This is a genomic window from Streptomyces sp. ITFR-21, from assembly GCF_031844685.1.
In the GTDB taxonomy this organism is placed as follows: domain Bacteria; phylum Actinomycetota; class Actinomycetes; order Streptomycetales; family Streptomycetaceae; genus Actinacidiphila.
Window position 1 is genome coordinate 1,909,473 of sequence record NZ_CP134605.1, and the last position, 20,083, is coordinate 1,929,555.

At 72.0% G+C, this 20,083-nt stretch carries 24 protein-coding genes; all 24 read left to right on the forward strand.

The genetic code is table 11. The features are described 5' to 3' along the window. The first annotated feature begins 1 nt into the window (after window position 1). Complete coding sequence (locus tag RLT57_RS08475; protein WP_311296749.1) at window positions 2–1,744, forward strand: DnaB-like helicase N-terminal domain-containing protein; 1,743 nt, start codon at window positions 2–4, stop codon at window positions 1,742–1,744. 12 nt (window positions 1,745–1,756) lie between these two features. Continuing rightward, window positions 1,757–1,927 carry a hypothetical protein gene (locus tag RLT57_RS08480; RefSeq protein WP_311296750.1) on the forward strand — a complete coding sequence of 57 codons (171 nt, stop codon included), beginning with the start codon at window positions 1,757–1,759 and terminating at the stop codon, window positions 1,925–1,927. Between the two features lie 119 nt (window positions 1,928–2,046). Further along, the gene (locus RLT57_RS08485) at window positions 2,047–2,676 is read left to right on the forward strand and encodes a WhiB family transcriptional regulator (RefSeq protein ID WP_311296751.1); all 630 of its coding nucleotides are present in this window, start codon (window positions 2,047–2,049) and stop codon (window positions 2,674–2,676) included. 35 nt (window positions 2,677–2,711) lie between these two features. Continuing rightward, window positions 2,712–3,128 carry a hypothetical protein gene (locus tag RLT57_RS08490; RefSeq protein WP_311296752.1) on the forward strand — a complete coding sequence of 139 codons (417 nt, stop codon included), beginning with the start codon at window positions 2,712–2,714 and terminating at the stop codon, window positions 3,126–3,128. Then, window positions 3,128–4,027, forward strand: a complete 900-nt coding sequence (locus tag RLT57_RS08495) for a hypothetical protein (RefSeq protein WP_311296753.1) — start codon at window positions 3,128–3,130, stop codon at window positions 4,025–4,027. Before RLT57_RS08490 ends, RLT57_RS08495 begins: the two co-directional genes overlap by 1 nt. Before the next feature lie 244 nt (window positions 4,028–4,271). Then, window positions 4,272–4,706 (forward strand): hypothetical protein, encoded by a 435-nt coding sequence (locus RLT57_RS08500; RefSeq protein ID WP_311296754.1) that lies wholly within the window; start codon window positions 4,272–4,274, stop codon window positions 4,704–4,706. Between the two features lie 724 nt (window positions 4,707–5,430). Next, window positions 5,431–5,952, forward strand: a complete 522-nt coding sequence (locus RLT57_RS08505; protein WP_311296755.1) for an HNH endonuclease signature motif containing protein — start codon at window positions 5,431–5,433, stop codon at window positions 5,950–5,952. After that, window positions 5,936–6,880, forward strand: coding sequence for a hypothetical protein (locus RLT57_RS08510; protein ID WP_311296756.1), 945 nt, complete (start codon window positions 5,936–5,938; stop codon window positions 6,878–6,880). The genes RLT57_RS08505 and RLT57_RS08510 overlap by 17 nt, the downstream gene beginning before the upstream one ends. 9 nt (window positions 6,881–6,889) lie before the next feature. Continuing rightward, window positions 6,890–9,202, forward strand: a complete 2,313-nt coding sequence (locus tag RLT57_RS08515; protein WP_311296757.1) for a phage portal protein — start codon at window positions 6,890–6,892, stop codon at window positions 9,200–9,202. 3 nt (window positions 9,203–9,205) lie between these two features. Further along, the gene (locus tag RLT57_RS08520; protein ID WP_311296758.1) at window positions 9,206–9,403 is read left to right on the forward strand and encodes a hypothetical protein; all 198 of its coding nucleotides are present in this window, start codon (window positions 9,206–9,208) and stop codon (window positions 9,401–9,403) included. Continuing rightward, the gene (locus RLT57_RS08525) at window positions 9,403–9,759 is read left to right on the forward strand and encodes a hypothetical protein (RefSeq protein ID WP_311296759.1); all 357 of its coding nucleotides are present in this window, start codon (window positions 9,403–9,405) and stop codon (window positions 9,757–9,759) included. Before RLT57_RS08520 ends, RLT57_RS08525 begins: the two co-directional genes overlap by 1 nt. Then, a complete protein-coding gene (locus tag RLT57_RS08530) occupies window positions 9,759–10,424 on the forward strand; it encodes an HK97 family phage prohead protease (RefSeq protein ID WP_311296760.1) in 666 nt (221 codons plus the stop codon). Before RLT57_RS08525 ends, RLT57_RS08530 begins: the two co-directional genes overlap by 1 nt. 173 nt (window positions 10,425–10,597) lie before the next feature. Further along, window positions 10,598–11,908 carry a phage major capsid protein gene (locus tag RLT57_RS08535; protein WP_311296761.1) on the forward strand — a complete coding sequence of 437 codons (1,311 nt, stop codon included), beginning with the start codon at window positions 10,598–10,600 and terminating at the stop codon, window positions 11,906–11,908. After that, a complete protein-coding gene (locus RLT57_RS08540) occupies window positions 11,908–12,138 on the forward strand; it encodes a hypothetical protein (RefSeq protein ID WP_311296762.1) in 231 nt (76 codons plus the stop codon). Before RLT57_RS08535 ends, RLT57_RS08540 begins: the two co-directional genes overlap by 1 nt. Window positions 12,139–12,140: 2 nt before the next feature. Next, on the forward strand, window positions 12,141–12,455 hold the full coding sequence (locus RLT57_RS08545) for a hypothetical protein (protein WP_311296763.1): 315 nt from the start codon (window positions 12,141–12,143) through the stop codon (window positions 12,453–12,455). A gap of 15 nt (window positions 12,456–12,470) precedes the next feature. Next, window positions 12,471–13,139 (forward strand): hypothetical protein, encoded by a 669-nt coding sequence (locus tag RLT57_RS08550; protein WP_311296764.1) that lies wholly within the window; start codon window positions 12,471–12,473, stop codon window positions 13,137–13,139. Between the two features lie 35 nt (window positions 13,140–13,174). Continuing rightward, a complete protein-coding gene (locus RLT57_RS08555) occupies window positions 13,175–13,603 on the forward strand; it encodes an HK97 gp10 family phage protein (RefSeq protein ID WP_311296765.1) in 429 nt (142 codons plus the stop codon). Next, window positions 13,603–14,055, forward strand: coding sequence for a hypothetical protein (locus tag RLT57_RS08560; RefSeq protein WP_311296766.1), 453 nt, complete (start codon window positions 13,603–13,605; stop codon window positions 14,053–14,055). The genes RLT57_RS08555 and RLT57_RS08560 overlap by 1 nt, the downstream gene beginning before the upstream one ends. Continuing rightward, a complete protein-coding gene (locus tag RLT57_RS08565) occupies window positions 14,052–14,375 on the forward strand; it encodes a hypothetical protein (RefSeq protein ID WP_311296767.1) in 324 nt (107 codons plus the stop codon). Before RLT57_RS08560 ends, RLT57_RS08565 begins: the two co-directional genes overlap by 4 nt. Window positions 14,376–14,408: 33 nt before the next feature. Next, window positions 14,409–14,984, forward strand: a complete 576-nt coding sequence (locus RLT57_RS08570; RefSeq protein ID WP_311296768.1) for a phage tail protein — start codon at window positions 14,409–14,411, stop codon at window positions 14,982–14,984. An 86-nt stretch (window positions 14,985–15,070) separates the two neighbouring features. Further along, a complete protein-coding gene (locus tag RLT57_RS08575) occupies window positions 15,071–15,586 on the forward strand; it encodes a hypothetical protein (protein WP_311296769.1) in 516 nt (171 codons plus the stop codon). Continuing rightward, the gene (locus RLT57_RS08580) at window positions 15,574–15,735 is read left to right on the forward strand and encodes a hypothetical protein (protein WP_311300634.1); all 162 of its coding nucleotides are present in this window, start codon (window positions 15,574–15,576) and stop codon (window positions 15,733–15,735) included. Before RLT57_RS08575 ends, RLT57_RS08580 begins: the two co-directional genes overlap by 13 nt. Window positions 15,736–15,759: 24 nt before the next feature. Continuing rightward, window positions 15,760–19,224 (forward strand): hypothetical protein, encoded by a 3,465-nt coding sequence (locus RLT57_RS08585; RefSeq protein WP_311296770.1) that lies wholly within the window; start codon window positions 15,760–15,762, stop codon window positions 19,222–19,224. Beyond that, window positions 19,224–20,081, forward strand: a complete 858-nt coding sequence (locus tag RLT57_RS08590; RefSeq protein ID WP_311296771.1) for a phage distal tail protein — start codon at window positions 19,224–19,226, stop codon at window positions 20,079–20,081. Before RLT57_RS08585 ends, RLT57_RS08590 begins: the two co-directional genes overlap by 1 nt. Window positions 20,082–20,083: the final 2 nt, after the last annotated feature.

The window sequence follows — 20,083 nt, forward strand, 5'->3', positions numbered from 1 at the left end:
CGTGGAGAACGTCCGCCACCTCACCCCCCGCGACACCGACGCGGGCGACGGCGGCCTCGAGCGGGTCCCACCGCAGGACCTGGACGCCGAGCAGTCCGTCCTCGGCGCCATGCTGCTCGCCGCACAGGCCATCACCGACACCGCTACCGCGATGGACCCCGCCGACCACTACCGGCCGGCCCACGAAACCATCCACCGCACCATCCTCGACCTCTACGCCAAGGGCGAGCCCGCCGACCCGATCACCGTCGCCGACGCCCTCACCAAGCGCGGCGAGATCGCCCGCGTCGGCGGCTCCAGCTACCTCTTCCAGCTCGTCAACGCCGTGCCCACCGCGGCCAACGCCGAGTACTACGCCGACATCGTCCACAGCAAAGCCCGGCTGCGCAGACTCATCGAGACCGTGACCCGCATCGCCGCACGCGGCTACGCAGGGGACGGCGACGTAGACGAGATCCTCGACCAGGCCCGTGCCGACTTCGAGGCCGCCACCACAACCACCGCCCGCGGCCCCGGCCACCTCGCCGAATCCCTCCTGAACTGGGACGACTTCTTCAACACCGACTTCGGGTCAGTGCAACTCCTCGTTGGCCGCCTCATGGGCCCCGGCGAGCAGATCGCCATTGTGGGCGACGGCAAAGCCGGCAAGAGCCTGTTCACGCTGGAGTGGCTGTGGCGCATGGCCGCCGGCCGGGCGTTCCTGGGCGACCGCCCCGCCGACCCCGTGCCCGTGCTGTACGTCGACGGCGAGAACGGCCGCGACAAGATCCAGGAGCGGCTGTTCTCCTACGGCGCCGGCCCCGGCCGGATGGGCCTGCTCACCTACGCCAGCTTCCCGCCCATCCGCCCCCTGGACACCCCGGGCGGGGGCGCAGACCTCATGGCCATGGTCCGTGCCACCGGCGCCCGCGTCGTCTGCCTCGACACCGTCTCCCGGTTCATCTCCGGCGAGGAGAACAGCGCGGACACCTGGCTGAGCCTCTACCGCTGCACGCTGCTGCCCCTCAAGCGCGAGGGCATCGCCAGCATCCGCCTGGACCACTTCGGGAAGGACAAGGACCGCGGCGCCCGCGGCAACAGTGCGAAAACGCAGGACGTGGACCACGTCTGGGAGCTGTCCGCGCAGGGCGGCGGAATGCTCTCCCTGCGCCGCACCCACACCCGGACCGGAGTCGGCCCCGGCAGCTTCGCGATGCGACGTGAGGCGAGGCAGGACGGCGACAACTGGATCCCCGGAGCCACCCGGCATGTCCTGTATGAGCCCGACGGGTTCGGCATGGACGACCCTTCCGGCATGGCCGCCGTCCCCGGCACCGTCGAGTACATCGTCGCGCACCTCGACAAGCACACCGTGCCCGAGGAATGGGGCTCCCCCCGCGTGATCAAGGCGTGCGCCGAACTCGGCATCCAGGCCCGCAAATCCAAGATCGAAGAAGCGGTACGAATCCGGAAGAACCGGACCCCCGGAGACCTCCCCCCGCACCTCCCCCCTTCAACTTTCAACCAACCTCCCCCCAATCCGGGGGACCCCCCACCTCTTTCCGCAGGTCAAACATCCCCCGGGGAGGTCGGGGGGAGGTCGGGGGGAGGGTCCCCCCAAGGCACCTCCCCCCGCCCCCCCTCTAAAGAGGGGGGAGGGGCCGAGGACCGGGGGACCCCCACCCCCCTCTGCCTCCTCTGCCGAACCCCCCTCGACCCCACCCGGCACGCCGCCGGATACGACACCCACCACCCCTGCCCCTGAACCGGAGACCCAGTGCCCAAGCCCCGCGTCACCCGCACCTACACCCCCGACCAGCTCGAAGCGATCGGCGTGCCCCACGAACTCCCCGGGCCAACCGGCCCCGAGGTCGCGCAGGTGCCCGTCACCGTCCAGCGCTGGAAGCCCGTCGAGGCCGCCGCGCCCATCGAGGAGCCCACCCCGTGACCGCCGTCCTGTACATGGTGCGCGCCGATCTGGACAAGCCGCACCGCTGCCCAGCTCCGGACCCACCCCCGCCTCACCCGCGCCGCCCACACCCCGCTCACAGCCCCGAGGAGGGCCCCATGACCGCCACCCCCCGCGCCCTCTGCGCCACCCTCCTGCCTACGGTTGGCGACCTCTGGTTCAGCACCAGCCCAGCCGACCGCGAGCAGGCCAAGGCCATCTGCTCCCGCTGCCCTCTGAAGGCCACCTGCGCACAGGCCGGCTTCGCCGAGCCCACCACGCGAGGCGTGTGGGGCGCCCTCGACTCCGGGGACCGCCTCGCCCACCGGGGGCAGACCGGCCTGCCCAACCCCGACGACGAGGGCGACGACGAGGGCGACGACGAGGGCGACGACGAGGGCGACGACGAGGTCTTGGCCCTCCGCCGCAGCTGCGGGACCGAGACCTCGTTCAAGGTGCACCGGCAGCGGGGCGAGTCCTGCCAGCGGTGCGAGACGGCGCACGACGCCCGGGTGCTGGAGCAGCGCCGCGCGGCCCTGGACGCCGCGCACGTGGCCGGCGGGACCGAGGCCGGGGCGCAGACCCACCGCGTCCTCGGCGAGCGCCCGTGTCCTGCCTGCCTGCTGGCGTCGCGGCGGGAGCAGGCCCGGCGGGACGCGAACCGCCGCAGCCGGCGGCTGGGCAGTATGCCGAGCCGCCGGCAGGCAACCACCAGGGCCCCGGACACGGCCGCCCGGGACGCCGCATAACCACCACTCTCCACCACCCCGACCAAGGAGCCCAGATGACCGACACCACCCCGGCCGCCGAGCTGCGCAACGCCGCCGCCCGGCTCCGCGCCCACCTGACCGACCCCCAGCTCACCCCGGGCCCGTGGCTCTCCCTCGACCACGGCGACCGGCTCCTGCGCAACCAGCCCGGCGACGAGGACCGGGCCCCGGTCTACGTCGTAGACGAGCCCATGAGCAACGGCGCGAACGCCGACTACATCGAGCTGGTGCACCCCGGCGTCGGCGCCGCGCTCGCAGCGTGGCTCGACTCCGCCGCCCACGGCTGGGAGGCCCTCCAGCTCGCCGCAAAGCGGGGGCTCGACCCCACCAACCCGGACCACGTCAAAGCGGCCCGGCTGCTCAACGACGGCCCGTACGACGCCCAGGACGCGCTCGCCCTGGCCCGCCTGATCAACGCCACGGAGTCCTGATGACCGACACGACCACCGCTCGCCGCGCCCTGCTCGCACTCCTCCTCGACCGAGCCGACCGCGGCGCGCTCCTGCCCGCCGAGATGCTGCTGCTGCGCCCGCTCATCGCCGCCGAGCAGGAGAGCGCCGACGCCCGTGGCACGGCCGCCCACGGAGCGAACGAGGAAGCGTGGGACTGGCACGACCGCGCGAGCACCGCCGAGGGCACCATCGCCCGCGTCGCCGACGCCCTCAACTCCCTCGGCCCCCTCGCCCGCTTCCACATCGCCACCGCCCTCGGAGCCACCGAGACGGCCGCCGCCGCCCGCCGCGAAGCCATCGCCGGGCCGTCCGGCGGGCGGCACTACCGGAGCACCGACGGGGAGGACATGCACGCCGCGTACATGGACGGACAGGCCGCCCTCGCCCGCGTCCGGGTCCTCGCCAACGGCCTGGAATCCTTCGCCGGAGGAGCCCACCCCGACGACGAGATCAGCCGCGGCCTTGCCGCGCAGTGGATCCTCACCGCCCTCGACGGCCCGTCGCCGACGGACGACGCCACCGAGCCGACGCCCCGCTACGGCGGTCCCCTCTGCCACGACACGGACCCCACCACCCTCAAGGAGTGCGCCCTCGACCACGAACACACCGGCGATCACGCCGACGCCAACATCACCTGGCCCCGGCAGCCGGACAACGACACCCAGCCCTATGACGACGACGGCCGGCCCACCTGCCGCGTCATAGAGACCCGTACCTGCCCCGACAGCTACGACGGCCAGCCTTGCGGCGACCGGCCGTGCGCCCGCTTCGAGTCCGACGACCCCACCCCCTGGGTACCCGAAGGCACCCCGGCCGCCGTCATCGAGGCCCTCCGCACCGGCCAGCCCGTCACCCTCACCCGCTGCTCGCCGCTGTGAACCCGAACTGCCCCGGCCACACCGACGGCAGCACCTGCGACCACGCGCCGTCAGCCCACCGGCCGGCGGGGCGCAGCTGGGCTCGACCACCCGGACGAGAGGACACTTGACCGACACACCGACCGGACCCCTGCCGACTCTCCAGCGGCAGGGGCCCGCCGCATGCCCGCCAGGTGCTTGACAGCACCCAAGATCCCCGAACCCACGGTTCGTCTACCCTCCCGACAAAAGGGAGGGCAGACCCATGGGCGGATCACAGCGCGGACCCACACCGATCAACGAAGCCATCGCCAGGCAGCGCGAGGACGACGTGGTCCGCCTGCGGACCCGCGAGCGCCTCATGTGGAGAGAGATCGCCGCCGAGCTGAACTGCGACGAGAAGACCTGCCGCGAGGCATGGAAGCGCGCCCGGACCAAGTCCAACCAGGACGCGCAGCAAGCCCTCGACGCATGGCGCGGCGAGATGATCGCCACCTGCGAAGCCATCATCGACGGCCTCATGCCGAAGGTGCTCGCCGGTGACCCGCGGGCCGCCGAGGCCGCCACGAAGACGATTGAGCGCACGTCGAAGCTGCTCGGCCTGGACGCGCCGACCCGTATCAACGCGACCGTGACCGACGAGATGACCGCCCGGGTCAAGGCCCTGGCCGAGGAACTCGCCGCGATGGCCGACGCGTGACCACACCGGACCTGGACGCGCGGCTTGCCGGCATGGGCCCCGAGGAGCTGGCCCTGCTGGAGGAAGAGCTGCGCACCGCCCTGTGGAACCGCCGGTGGGGCCGGTGGACGCCGTACCCATGGCAGGTGCCCCCGGACCAGATCAGCACGCTCGGGTGGTGGCTCCAGCTTGGCGGCCGCGGCACGGGCAAGACGGACGGCTGCGCCCGGTACATGGTGGCGCACGTCAACGGGCCCGCCTGCACCGACAAGGTGAGGGGCGGGCACCGCATGGCCATCGTCGCACCGACACAGGGCGACGCCGTTGAGGCGTGCGTCAACGGCCCGTCCGGTCTCAAAGCACACGACCCGCGGGTGGTCCTCCGCACCACCACCGGCGGCACGTACGTCCGCTGGCCGTCCGGCGCCGAGGCCAAACTCTTCGGCGCCCACAGCTCGGATGACATCGAGCGGCTGCGCGCAGGCGGCAACCGGTGCGTCGCCGAAGGCACGCCCGTCCAGACCGAGCACGGTCCCGTGCTGATCGAGCAGGTCCGCCCCGGCGACCGGGTGTGGACCCGCAACGGGCTGCGCCGCGTCCTGCACGTCTGGGACAACGGCGTCCGTGAGGTGCAGTCGTTCGAGCACGACGGCGGGGCAGTGTGGCTCACCCCGGACCACCAGGTGTGGACGGCCGAAGGATGGAAACCAGCCTGCTTCGTCCGGACGAACGATAGACTTTCCGCATGGGCATACACGGCGAGTCCGTCGACTACGCAGGCGTCAAGTGGCACCCCCGCAAGGACGGCTACTACCAGAACAAGCACCGCGGGCTGCTGCACCGCTTCATGTGGGAAGAGGCAAATGGGGCGATCCCTGACGGCATGCAGGTGCACCACCGCAACCACGACAAGCGCGACAACCGCGTCGACAACTTCGTCCTCGTCACCCCCGGTGAGCACTGGCAGGAGCACGGCGACGAGCGCGGCGCGGACTGGCACAGCCTCGGCGGCCAGTCCGGCTGGGTGGACAAGCCCTATCGGTCAGTCACCTGCACGATCTGCGGCGAGGACTTCACCACCCGCGCCACCGTTGACCCCAAGTTCTGTTCACCGATCTGCCGCAACCGAACGCCACGACCGCAGTCCGAACGGGTGTGCGTGGTGTGCTCAGCACGGTTCACCGTCCGAGCAGGGACGCCGACCCGCACCTGTTCGCGCAAGTGCACTTCGGTCCACGCCTACGCGCAGCGTGGCAAGGGTCTATGACCTGACCGTCGAGCACGACCACGAGTTCTTCGCCGGTGGCCTCCTCGTCGCCAACTGCCTGGTGTGGATGGAGGAGGTAGCCGCGATGCGCCGCCTCAAGGAGGCCATCACTCACAGTGAGATGGGTCTCCGTATCGGGCCGAATCCGCACTACATCGCGTCCACGACCCCGAAGCCGCGCACCGAGATCCGCGAGCTCAAGGCCCGCGCCGACGTGACCGTGACCCGCGGCCGGACCCGCGACGCCGTGCACCTACCGCAGGCGCAGCGGGACTTCCTCGTCGCCAAGTACCAAGGCACCCGCATGGAGGCGCAGGAGCTGGACGGGGAAATCCTGGAGGAGATCGAGGGCGCCCTCTGGTCGGCCGGCCTGCTCGACGCCACCCGGGTCGGCGCCACCCCGCCGCTGTCCCGCGTCGTCGTCGCCGTCGACCCCGCCGCCACGTCCACGGACGAGGCGGACGAGATGGGCATCATCGTCGCCGGCCTCGGGCGGCAGCGCATCCCGGACCTGAACGGCACGTTGCGGCAGCACGGATACGTGCTGGACGACCTGAGTAAGCGCATGCGCCCGATCGAGGCAGCGCGCGCCGCCGTCCGGGCGTACCACCTGCACAAGGCCGACGCGATCGTTGCGGAGGTCAACAACGGCGGCGAGTGGATCGGCACCGTCGTGCGGCAGGTCGACCCCACGGTGAACTACCAGACGGTCAGCGCCTCGCGCGGCAAGGCCACCCGCGCGGAGCCCGTCGCCGCCCTCTTCGAGCAGCGCGCCGCGCACATCGTCGCGTCCCTCCCGGAGCTGGAGACGCAGCTCACGACCTGGGTGCCCGGCGAGGACGACAGCCCCGACCGGCTCGACGCCATGGTGTGGGCGCTCACCAAGCTCCAGCTCGCGTCGGCGGGCAACATGTTCGCGGTCGCGTAGGAGGACGAGTTGAGGAACCCCACCAGCCCGCAACTGCGCCGGGCCGCCGAGCGCCGGGCCTTCGGCGGCCTGGACACGCTCCGTGACCGGCGGCCGATGACGGTGGCCGGGGTCGGCGGCCAGTACACCGTCGCGCTGTCGCTGGACGCCGAGTCGCGCGGGTACAGCCACAGCGCGGTCGCGTACCGGTGCGTCGCCGCGATCGCCGACAACGGGTCGTCGGTGCCGCTCGCGGTGCGCCGGCCGGACGGCTCCGTGATCGCCGGGCACCCGATCATGCAGCTGTTCAACAAGACCCCGAACCCGCAGATGAGCGCAAGGGTCCTCAAGTCGATCGTGCTTCAGCAGATGGAATTGGCCGGGCAGTCCTTCGTGTGGCTGGACCGCGGAGAGACCGGCCTCGGGGAGCCGACCGAGGCGCACGTCCTGTTCGACAGCGTGCAGGTCATGGTCGACAAGCCGATTCAGGACCGGCCGACGACGGCCAACGTGATCGGCTTCATCATCAACCGGGCTGACGGCGCCCGGGTGCCGGTGCTGCCCGAAGAGATGCTCTGGCTCCGCTACCCCCACCCCTTCGACCCGCTCGGCGCGCTCGCCCCGTGGAAGGCCGCCCGGCACGCCGTGGACATGGACGCCTACGCCCGCGAGTGGCAGCGCTCCAGCTACAAGAACGGCGCCGCACCCAGCGGCGTGGTGTACCTCGGCGAGATGGATAACGAGACGCTGGCCGCTGCACGTGCGGCGTGGCGCTCCGGCGTGCAGGGCCCCGAGAACGCGGGCAAGAACCTTCTCATCTCCAGCCCGCCAGGCGGCAAAACCCCCGCGTCGTACTCCCGGGTCACGCTGACGCCGGAGGAGATGGACTACCTGGAGTCCAGGGTCGCCAACCGGGAGGAAGTCGAGCTCGCCTTCGGCGTCCCGCACGACTACCTGTCCGGCGGCACGACGTACGAGAACCGCACGGCGGCGAAGACCACGTTGTGGAGCGACACGATCGTCACCAAGCTGGAGATCATCGGCAGCGAGATCGACCGCGTGCTCCTCCCCAGCGACAGCGAGGAGGCCGAGTTCGACCTCAGCGGCGTCGACGCCTTGCAGGACAGCCAGGACGCCAAGGCGTCCCGGGCGCGGATCGCGGTCTACGCGGACATCGCGATGATCGACGAGGCCCGCGCTGACCTGGGGTACGACCCGCTGCCGAACGGCCTCGGGCAGCACACCCTCACCCCGTACCGGGCGCAGTTCGCCCCGGTATCCGGATCTGCGCCCGTCGGCGCCGACGCGGCCGGGCAGGCATTCGCGGACCTGTCGGCCGTCGTCGAGCGCCTCGACGGCCTCGACGGCGACGAGCTGGTCCGCACCCTCCAGTCCATCGAGGCCACCCTCGCCCGCGGGCGGCAGATCATCGACGCAACTGCCAGGCCCGCGCTGCCCCGGGCCGCCGAGCGCCGGGGCCCGTCGCTGGCGGACATCAACCAGGCGTACGACGCCCTGGAGGCCACCGGCCGGGCCGCGGTCCGGGCACTGGCCCGGGAGCAGCGCGAGCGGGTGCTACGCGACTTCGACCGGCTCATGAAGAAGCCCGAGCGGTCCGTGCAGTGGCTCGGCGAAGTCCGCGACAGCGCGGCCGCCCTGGCCCGGGAGCAGACCCTCACCCTCGCCGTGCCGGACCTCGACGCCGTACCGGCCACCGCAGTCACCGGCCTGTCGGTGGCATCCGGCCCGGACGGCTGGGAGGAACGCATCGGGCTGAGGGACCTTTTCGACGGCGCCTACTGGCGGAAGCGCACCGCGGCGCTGCTCGCCCCGTTCGTCCGGTCGGCGGCGAAGCGCGGCGGCACATCGATCACCGCCAGCTTCGACCTGGACGAGCCGGCCGTGAGCGACTTCCTCGCCGAGCGTGTCGCCGAGCTGGCCGGCCAGGTCACGGCGACCACGGAGGCGGTGCTGCGGGCGAGGGTGCTGGAGCACGGTGTAGCGGCTGGCGAGTCGGTGCCGGAGCTGCGGGCGCGGTTGCAGTCGGTGTTCGCGGACCTGTCGGACTACCGGGCGACGATGATCGCGCGCACGGAGACCGTGGGCGCCTACAGCGCGGCGGCGCAGCAAGCCGCGCTGGACGCGGGCGCGGTCCGGAAGACGTGGTTGGCGACGGACGACAAGCGGACCCGGCGGACGCACCGGGCCGCGTCGGGGCACAGCGTGCCGCTCAACAAGAAGTTCCAGCTTACGCAGTCGCGGTGGCCGGGGGATCCGGTCGCGCCCGCGAACCAGTCGATCAACTGCCGCTGCTGCTTGACGTTCCAGTTCGAGGAGGACTGACCCATGGACCGAGCCGACGCCGCTGCCCTGCGAGCGGCCATCACCGCGCTGCCCGCTCGCTGCCGCTACCACGGCGACAACACCGAGCCGTCCGAGTCGCTGATCCACCGAGAAGCGTGCTGCGACACCGGCATCCCGGCGCAGCGCCGGAAGCACGCCGAGGCTATTCTCGCGCGGCTCGCCGGGGAGGTGCGGGTCTGATGGCCACGCTGTTGCGCGGTGAACTGCGTGAGGTCCGCGTGATCCTCCAGCCCGCCGCCTACGCCCAGTACCGGGGTGCGTACTGCCCGCCCGGTGTGCCGTTCGCGGAGGTCCGCCGGGGCCCGCTCGACGGCCACAGCCAGTGGACGGTGACGGCCGACGCCGACGGCGAAATCCCCAAGGTCATGTCGTTCGACGGCGGCCGGTTCGCGTACGAGTACGACGGCCGCGACCAGCAGGGCCGCGCCGTCTACCGGTACGCCCCGAACCTCAGCCCGGCGCACCGGGGAATCATGGACGGCGTCGCCGAGGTCTACGCCCAGCACGCCCGCAACCAGGCCGCAGGAGGCCAGTGATGGACCTGGAGTTCCGCTCCCTTGACGACGTGCAGTGGCGCGTCGACCCCGGCGACGAAGGCACCTTCGAAGGCGTCGCCTGCCGCTTCAACGTCGTCGACTCCTACGGCACAACGTTCCACCCCAACGCCTTCAAGAAGGGCGGCCTGCGCGGCTCGTACGCCCTGCTGTTCATGCACGACCCGTACCAGCCCGTCGGCACCTTCACCGCCGAGGAGCGCACCGACCACCTGTGGATCTCCGGACGGTACGACGACACGCAGGCCGGCCAGGACGCCCGGACCATGGCCCGCTCCGGCAGCGCGAGTGAGCTGTCGGTGGGGTTCGTGCGGACCGACATCCCCAAGTGGGACAAGGTCAAGGAACTTTCGGAGGAGGATCAGAAGGAGCTGTTCGCGAACATTCGCGCGGTGCGGTTGGTGGAGACCAGCCAGATCACTGCCCGGATGGCGGCGGTGCCCGGCTCGAAGCTGAAGACGGTGCGGCACACCCTCGGTGATCTGTACGCCGAGGCCGGTGAGCCGACTCTCGCTGACCGCCTCGCTGAGCAGGAGCAGCAGCGGGCGGCGGCCGGGGAAGAGCAGCGGGGGGCGCGGATGCGGGCTGCGGCCCGGCTCCGGCTGACCGCCGCGGGCCCGGCTCCGGCCGCCCCCGGGCGTGCTTGACAGCACCCAACGCCGCGCCCGTCCCGATGTGATCTACTCTCCGACCATCCGGGCCACCCGCACCGGACGTGAAAGCCGCGGGCATGCCGGGCGCGATCCACCGGCCGTGAAAGACGGACGCAGACACCCAGACATGGGCGGCTGCGAGCCGTCCACGGACCGAGAGGACCGGCATGAGCACCAGCCGCGCACTCGGCTACCGCAAGGGACGCGCCTCTCGCGGCGAGGACCCCCGCAAGCGGTACCCGATCTACCCCATCCGGGGCGCCGCCCCGACGCTGACCGAGCAGCGCGACGAGGTCATGCGCCTCCTCGCCGACGACGGCTACGACGGCGACCTCACCGAACTCTTGCAGCGGGCCGAGGCCATCACCGGCCAGATCGAGCTTGCGCAGCAGCGCGACGCCCGGCTCCGCGCGCTCCAGGGCGCGCTTCCCCCGGGTGACCCGCAGCCCACTCCCGGGCAGCGCCGCGACATCCCCGGCCAGCAGCCCGGCGACACCCCGCAGGACCCGGTGTCCGTCGCTGAGGCGTTCGTCCGCTCCAAGGCCCTGGAGAACTTCCGGGCCAACGGCAAGCAGGGCAAGTTCGCCGTCGAGCACCGCGCGGCCCCGGCTGGCACCGTCACCACCGGGACGCTGCTGCCGCAGAACAACCGGATTCCGGGGATCATCCCGCAGAACCCTGACTTCCCGCTGCTCATCGCGAACCTCCTCGACAGGCAGACCAGCGACGGCACGACCCTGGAGTACATGCGGGACACGTCCGGCCCGCAGTCGACGTGGAACGCCGCTGCGGTCGTCGCCGAGGGCGCGACCAAGCCGCAGTCGGGCCCGTTCACGTTCGACCTGATCAGCACCAGCCTCAAGACCGTCGCCCACTGGGTGCCGATCACCCGGCAGGCCGCGGACGACGACTCGCAGCTCATGGGCTACATCAACGGGCGCCTCACCTACGGCCTCGATTTCAAGCTGGACCGGGAGATCCTGACCGGCAACGGGTCGACGCAGATGCAGGGCATCCTCACCACCGCGGGCATCGGCGCGTACCAGCCGCCGGTCGGCAACACCGACTCCAAGCTGATCACGATCCGCAAGGCCAAGACGCAGGGCGAGTTGGCGCTGTACCCGCCGGACGCCGTCGTCCTCAACCCGCTCGACTGGCAGGACGTCGAGCTGGACCAGGACGGCACCGGCCAGTTCCGGGTCATCACCGACATCACCGGAGGCAGCGCCCCCACCCGCATCTGGGGTCTGACCGTCGTGTCGTCCGTGGCGATGGCGGCCGGCACGGCGCTCCTCGGCGGCTACCGGATGGGCGCCACCCTGTGGGAGCGGCAGGGCGTCACGATCCTGATGACGGACTCCCACGCGGACTACTTCACCGCGAACACCTTGGTGATCCTCGCGGAGCGCCGGGCGAACGTGGCGGTGCACACACCCGCCGCGTTCGTGAAGATCACTTTCGCGGCGGCGACGTCCTGATGGCCACCGCCCCCATGCAGGTGAGCCTGGTCAAGGGAGGAACGAAGCTCCCCGGTCAGGACACCCTCACGCTCCAGGTGCTGGGAACCGCCCCGGCTCTCCTCGACGGCACCACGAAGCCCGTCGTCAACAACTCCGCCGTGCCCTTCGCGGATCTCACCGCGGCGGCCAACGCCTACAACTCGCTCCTCGCCGCGCTCCGTACGCGCGGCGTCATCGGAGGTGCCTGACCATGGCCGACAGCCCGACCACCACCCCGCCGACCGAGCCGGAGAAGACCCCGCCGCCCGCCGCCGCGCCCGCGCCGCTGCCGCCGGCCACCGTCCGCCCGCAGGAGTACGCGGCCGGCGCCGGCTGGGACGTGGGCCAGACCGCCCCCGAGGACGCCTTCCGGGCGCTCGACACCGCGGACTTCGCGACGCCCACCGGCCCCGTAGTCCACCGGCACCCGGGCGGGTACGCCCGGCAGATCGTCGCCAAGGGCGCCGTCATCACCGAGGGCGTGCGCCGCGAGCTGGACGCCGCCGACGAGAGCGCCGGGGCCTGACCGATGCTCTGCACCGTGCAGCAGGCCAGAGACGCCGGCACCACCGGGACAGACCCGGAGGTAGCCGCGTGGATCACCGCTGCCACGGAGCGCATTACCCGGTACACCTCGCAGCTCTTCGAGCCCACCACGGTGGCGGTGGTCGCGGACGTGGCGCCGGACGGATTGGTCATCCTCCCGCGCCGCGTCCGCACAATCACCAGCGTCACTCCCCTCTGGCCTTGGGCCAGCGACCCGCCTGCGCTTCCCGCGTCGGCGTACCGCGTGTCCTCGTCGGCAGTGCTCGGCGCGGTGGACTCGGTCTGTATCGCGCTCGGCGGCTGGGACGACCTCGTGGTCGGTGCCGAGTCGTATAACGGTGGCTGGGGCAACCTGCTGGACGGATGCGGGCAGGTCACCGTCGCCGGGAGCTTCGGGTACGACAGTCCGCCGGCCACGGTCGTCACGGCGTGCGCGCTGCTGGCCGCCGACATGCAGGCCAAGGCCGTCCCGTCCGACGCTGATGCGGCGGCCGGTGGCAGCGGCCTGGACGTGGACGACGAGGGCAACAACGTCCGCATCACCTCCGACAGCAGCGCGCAGGCCAGCGCCGCGCACCCTTCCTCTTCTACCGGTTCGGCGGCGGTGGACGCGCTGCTCGCGCCGCTCATCGGCGGCGGCCGGTTCGTGCTGGGGGGCATCTGATGGCGGTCCGTCCCGGCTCCGGCACCAGCGCCTCGGTGTCGCTGAACACCCGGCAGTACGAGAATGCGCTGCGGCGCGCGCTCGGGCAGCAGTCCGAGGACGTGCGGCGGGCGATCGTACAGACCGGCGTCGACGTGCAGAACGACGCGCGGCAGCGCTGCCCGGTCGACACCGGCCGCCTGCGGTCCAGCATCGTGCACCGCACTGACGGCTCCGGTCGGGTGACGGGCGTGGTCGTCGGCACGAACGTCAGCTATGCGGCTGATGTCGAGTACGGGACGGCGCCGCACGTGATCGTGCCGGTGAACAAGAAGGCCCTCTACTGGCCCGGGGCGAGCCACCCGGTGTCGCGCGTCAACCACCCGGGCACTCGCGCGCAGCCGTTCATGCGGCCCGCGCTGGAGTTGGCGCCGATCTTCTTCTCGCGGAACATCGACCGCATCCGCGCCGGGCGGGGGCGCTGATGGCGGCCACATCGAGCGGCGCGATCAAGGCGTACCTCGAATCCCTCGCCTTCGGCGTGCCGGTCTTCCGCGACGGTCCCCGGCCCGGCCAGGGCATCCCGTACATCGTCGTCACCGAGGGCGTCTCCGCAGGGCTCGACGGCAGCGGGAACGGCGACTACGGCGACCCGCACGCCCCGCTCAACATCATCGAGCTGGTCACCGTCGACCTCGTCCAGCAGGCCCGCGTCAAGGCGTCCGGCGGCGGCACCAAGTCGGCTGAGCGGTACGGGCTCGCCGAGGCCATCGCGCACGCGCTGAACCACGCGACGCTACCCGCCCACCCCGCGAAGGTCACCGCGGTCCGGGTGCAGGACATCGACCGCATCCCCATCGCCGACAACACCGTCCGGCACGCCATCCACATCGCGATCCACCGCGAGCTGCTGCTCTCCGAGGTGATCCCCGCATGACCACCCCTCCCCCGCCGGTGTTCACGCCGTTCAACCGCGACGAGGTCATCCGCTACCTCGGCCCGTTCTGGCCGCCCCGCAACAACAGGCCGAGCCTGACCCTCCCGCCGGACGCGACCGGAACGGACGGGGAGCCCTTCACCACCGGCGCCGTCGCGGTCTGGCCCGTGCCCGGCCGGCCGGGCCAGACGTGGTGGGCCGTTGACGGGTCCGTCCCCACGCAGCCGGCCGGTGCGCCCGATCAGGCGCTCGCCGACATGGTGCCCGGCTCGGTCCTCGTCGTGCCGCCGCCGGACAGCCCCCCGTTCCCGCCCAGCTGAGCCGGACCCCGGCACCAGAAAGGACACACCCCGATGCCTCTCTCCCCTGTGACGAAGCTCTACTCCGTGCAGGACTGCAAGATCTCCCCGCTGCTGACCGACCCGGCGGCCGGGGCCGCGACGTACGGCGACCCGATCGACGTGCCGGGTATCCAGACGATGGCGATCTCCGGGTCGATGGAGACGAAGGTCCTGCGCGGCGACAACATGAAGCTCGCCAGCAACAGCGCGCTGACGGATGTGAGCGTGCAGGTCACCCACGCCAAGCTGAGCGTCGCGGTCCTCGCGGCGATCCTCGGCGGCGCGTCGACCGCTGCGGGCACCACCCCGACCCAGACCCTCACCTGGGACCTGAGCAGCGACGATGCGACGCTGCCGCCCTTCAAGCTCGAAGGGATCACACCGCCGAACGGCGTCGACATCATCGGCGGCGACCTCCACTGGATCCTCCACAAGTGCAGCCTCAGCGCCTTCCCCGACCTCGGGTTCGCGCAGGAGGACTTCCGCGTCGTGTCCTTCACCGCGGCGGCCGACCCGCTGATCTCCACCGGCAAATGGATCACCGCTGTCCTCCACGAGACCTACACCGCGATCGACGACGGCTCCTGACCCCGTGCCGGGCGCGGCCCCCACCCCGCCCGGCACGGCCCCCTCCACCCGCAGGCCGAAGCCCGGCACTGACCCCGGAGACACCCATGACCACCGCACCGCCCACCGCCCCCGGCCTCGCCCTCGCAGGCGACGGCCTCACCATCAGCCTCACCGACGGCAGCGTCGTCCGGATCCGCTACAGCATGCGCAGCCTCGCCCTGCTGGAGGCGAAATTCGGTAGCGTCCAGGCCATCCAGACCGCCATGGACGCCACCGGCGCCGGCGCGGCTTTCGGCCCGATCATCGACCTCGTCGGGCCCGGCACCATCGGCGCCGGGGGTTTCGAGCCCCACATCCGCGAGCACCTCGACGCCAAGGGCACCCGCACCATTAGCTCCGTCACCTACCGGCGCAAGAGCGACGGCGTCGAGCTCGGCGAGCTGCTGAGCCCGGCCCTGATCACCGAGTACGTCACCGCCATGGCGACCGGCATCACCGAGGGACTCGGCGGTGGCCAGGGAAACGACAACGCCCCGACGGCTGGGGCGACGGAGACGGTCCTTTCCCCTGGGCTGACCTCTACTACCTCGCCGTCGGCGCCCTCCACATCAGCCCCGTGACCTTCTGGGACATGACGCTCCACCAGCTCATGACCCTCATCGACCGGCACCGGCTCGCGACCGCGAGCAGCCAGCCCCCCGCCCAGCCCGGCGGCCAGCCCGACACCGGAGTTGGTGTCCTCGGCCTGGCCGCCGTGGGCGCCATCTGACCAGCACATAGGAGGTGACCACCAGTGGCCGACGACATCAATTTGCCGAACCTGGTGTCGCACCTCCAGGTGCAGTTGGCGGACACCAACGGGATCGTCGCGGACGCCGCCAGGCAAGGCTCGTCCGTCGGCGCGGCCCTCGGGGAATCCCTCCGGCACCGCGTCGAAGACGCGACCCGGGCGATCCCCGAGGTGCAGATCGACGCGGACTCCACCGAGTTGGACCGCGACCTCGACCGCGTCCGCCGCGACCTCGACCGGCTGGCCGACACCCGCATCGGGGTCGACATCAGCGTCGCCGAGGCGCTCCGGCAGCTGGACGAGCTGGAGCCGCATCTCGACCGGCTGGAGCGCACCCACCCGCGGATCGACGTGCAGGCCGCGGTCGGCGGGGCCCGCGCGGGCCTCGCGGAGATCCTCGACGAGGCCCACCGGGTCGACGGCACGGACGTGGACATCAACGTCCGCGCCGACACCGCGCGGCCGGTCGCCGACCTGCGTGACCTGGACCGCGCCAGCGGGCTGCTGACGCGGTCGCTGGGCGGCATCGGCAGCGCGGCGGCGTCGCTGGGCACGATCGGTGCCGTCGCGGGCGGGGCGATCCCGCTGGTAGCCGGGCTGGTGGCGACGCTGGAGCAGATCGCGCCGGCGGCGGCCATCGGCGCGGCGGCGGCTGCGGCGGTCGGGTCGGCGGTCGGCGCCATCAAGATCGGCACGTTGGGTGTGGGCGATGCCCTGTCGGCGGCGTTCGCCCCGGTCACCGGCGGCGGGGGTGGCGGCGGGGGTTCGGCCGGCGCCGCGGCGGCAGCGACGAACGCGGTCGCGGACGCGCAGCGCAATCTGCGCGACGTGGTGCAGCAGACTGCGCTGTCCAACCGGGAGGCGCTCCGCCGCGTGGCTGATGCGCAGCGGGACCTCACCGACGCGCAGAAGGCCGCGACCGACGCGCAGAAGGCTTTGCTGTCCGCGCAGAAGGACGCTGCTCGGCAGCTGGAGGATCAGAACGCGCAGCTCGCGGACGCGCAGCTGGACGAGCGCGATGCCGTCCTCGCGGTGCAGGACGCGCAGCAGACCCTGGACGCCGTCAAGGCCAAGGGATCGGCCGCGTCTCTTGAGGACCAGCAGAAAGCGCAGCTCGCGTACGACAGGGCGGTGCAGCAGCTGGCCGAGCAGAGGACAGCGGTGCAGCGTCTCCAGGCCGACACGGACGCCGCGAACCGGGCCGGGGTCAACGGCAGCCAACTGGTGGTCGACGCGCAGACGAAGGTCAGCAGCGCCGCCCGGGACGTGTCCGACCGGCAGCGCGATGTGTCCGACGCGCAGCAGGAGGTAGCCCGCACTGCGGCGCAGGGCGCCGAGGCCGTCGACAGGGCCACCGAGGCGCTCAAGGCCGCGGGCGCGGCGGCGGCCGGCGGGTCCGGTGGCGGGGCGGCCGGCGGCGTGAACGCGCTCGCCGCAGCCATGGCCGCGCTGTCGCCGTCAGCGCGGGCGTTCGTGCTGGAGGTCGTGAAGCTCAAGCCCGCGTTCGACAGCCTCAAACTGGCCGTGCAGGAGCGCCTGTTCGCGGGGCTCGCCGCCGAGCTGGACACCACCGCGCGCAGCCTGCTGCCGGCATTCCGCCGGAGCTTGGACGACTCCGCGTCCAGCCTCAACCTCATGGCCAAGGGGACAGCCGCCGCCGCGCGGGACCTCGCGGACAGCGGCACTCTCGGCCGGGCGCTGGACGGCGCGAACCGGGGCCTGTCCAATTTGGTGCCGATCCCGGGGCGGGTCGTCACCGCCCTCGGCCAGATCACCGCCGCCGCCGCGCCCGCATTCGACACGCTGACCGGCGCCGCTGCGGACGGGGTGACCCGCCTCGCCGACAGACTCGACAAGGCTTTCGCGTCCGGGGGCCTGGAGAAGGCCATCAGCTTGGCGGTCGACACCCTCGGCGAGCTGCTGCACGTCGGCGGCAACGTCGCCACGATCATCAGCCACATCCTCTCCCCGGCGCACGCCCAGGGTGGGGGACTCATCGGGATCCTGGACCAGGTCACCGAGGCGCTGTCGAAAGCGACGGGCACGGAGGGCTTCCAGTCCGCGCTGGTCGCGCTCTTCGGGGTGATGGGTGAGATCGGCCGGGTGGGTGGCCCGCTGATCGTCAAAGCTCTGGGCGGCCTGGAGCCGGTGCTCGTCCAGCTGGGCGGCCCGGTCACGTCCCTGGTGGACGCGCTGGGAGACGCTCTGGGGCCGGTCCTCGATGCGCTGGGCCCGCTGCTGACCACCGCTGCGGTGGGCGTCGGTGACCTGGTCGTGGCGGCGCTGCCGCTGCTGCCGGTCGTGTCGGACCTGATTGCCAGCCTGGGCCCGGACTTGCAGCCGATCCTCGATGATCTCGTTCAGGTGGTCGAGGAGCTGACGCCCGTGGTTGAGGATGTGGCCGACACGCTGACCGTCGCCCTCCAGCCCATCCTCGCCGACCTGCCCCAGCTGATCGGCCCCATCGCCGACCTGATCGCCCGAAATCTCACCGTCGCCCTGACCGCCTTCTCCACCATCCTCACCCAGAACGCCCCGCAGCTCGCCCAACTCGGCCTGGACCTCGGCAACCTGGCCGTCGCCCTCGGCCCCCTGATCACCGCCTTCACGCTCCTCACGACCGAAGCCCTGATCAAGGTCTCGCCGCTGCTGCTGGGCATCCTCAACGCGGCGACCCGCGCCGGCGCCTACTTGGGCGGCGCCTTCTCCGGCGTCATCAACAACCTTGTGATCCCAGCGATCCGGACGCTGACCGACCTCCTCCACGGCAACTTCTCCGCCGCGTGGACCGAGGCCAGCACGCACGCGGCCGGCGCGGTCGGATCCATCGTGCGGCTGCTGACCGGTCTCCCCGGTGCGGCTTCGGCCGCCCTCAGCCCGCTCGCGTCCAAGCTGTCCGCGAGGGCGGTCGACGCTGCGAATCGGCTGACGGCACCGATAGGCGACGGGATCAACCGTGCTACCGAGTGGATCGGTGAGCTGCCGTCCCGGGCCGGGTCCGCGCTCGGTGACCTCGGCAACTACCTGTACAGGTCGGGGCGAGCGCTGATCGCCGGCTTCATCGAGGGGATGCTGTCGAAGCTGTCCGACGCGAAGGGGGCGGCCTCTTCGATCCTCGGGAAGATCAAGGACTACTTCCCGAACAGCCCGGCCAAGGCGGGGCCTTTCAGCGGGCGGGGCTGGACCGGGTACTCCGGGCGGGCCGTCGTCGACGACTGGGGCGGCGGCATGGTCGCCGCCATGCCCCGGCTGCTGGCCAACGTCCGCACCGTCGTCGGCGGCGCCTCGGCCGCCCTGGCACCGGGGCTCGCCGGCGCGATCCCGTCAGCGGGCGCCCTGGCCGCCTCGTACGCCGGGTCCGCGGCCCCGACGCAGGGCCCGGTCACGATCAACCTGTACGGGACTGAGGCCACCCCCGCGGGGGTCAGCGCCGCCCTGTCCTGGAACTCACTGGTAGGGAGGCGCTGATGGCGACGCCGCAGAGAATCGGCCGCATTCAGTGGGGTGATCTGCTCATCGGGCCCGGCACCGGGTACCACGTGCAGGCCCTCAGCGGCGTGGACGACTTGCCCGACGTGCGCAGCGCCGACACGGCGAAGTCGGACGCGCACGGCGACTACACCGGCCCGGACTACGTCGGCCCACGGGTGGTGCAGCTCAGCCTCAACCTCATGGCTGACACCCCCGACGAGCTGCGGCAGATGATCCTCGACCTCCGCCGAGCCACCCAGCCCGGCCGGGCCCCGGCCGACTTCCAGCTCCTGGACTGGGGCATCAGCGTCAGCGGCAAAGTCCGCAAACGCAGCATCCCGTACGACGCCGAATACCTGTGGCGGTCCGGTACCGCCGCCATCGAGTGGTACTGCGCCGACCCCTACCTGTACGGCCTCGACCAGCAGGCCGTGAGTACCGTCGCCTACTCCCCTTCAGCCGGCCGGACGTACCCGCGGACGTACCCGATGTCGTATGGCGCGACCGGCAGCTCCGGCACCGTCGACGCCGTCAACAACGGCGACAGCCCGGCATACCCGGTGCTGCGCCTGGACGGCCCCGTCGCCAACCCGTCGATTGAGCAGCCCGACACCGGGGCCCTGCTCGCCCTGGACGCCACCCTCACCACGGGCGACTACCTCCTCATCGACACCCGCTCCCGAGCCGTCCTCCTCCAGGGCACCACACCCCGCCGCAACTGGATCCGCGGCGGCTCCACATGGCCGCTGCTGATGCCCGGCTCCAACCAGCTCACCTACCGGGGCAGCGCGCTACCGGGCGCCCCGGGTCAATCGTCTCTGCTCACCGTCACCTGGCGCGACACCAGCCTGTAGAA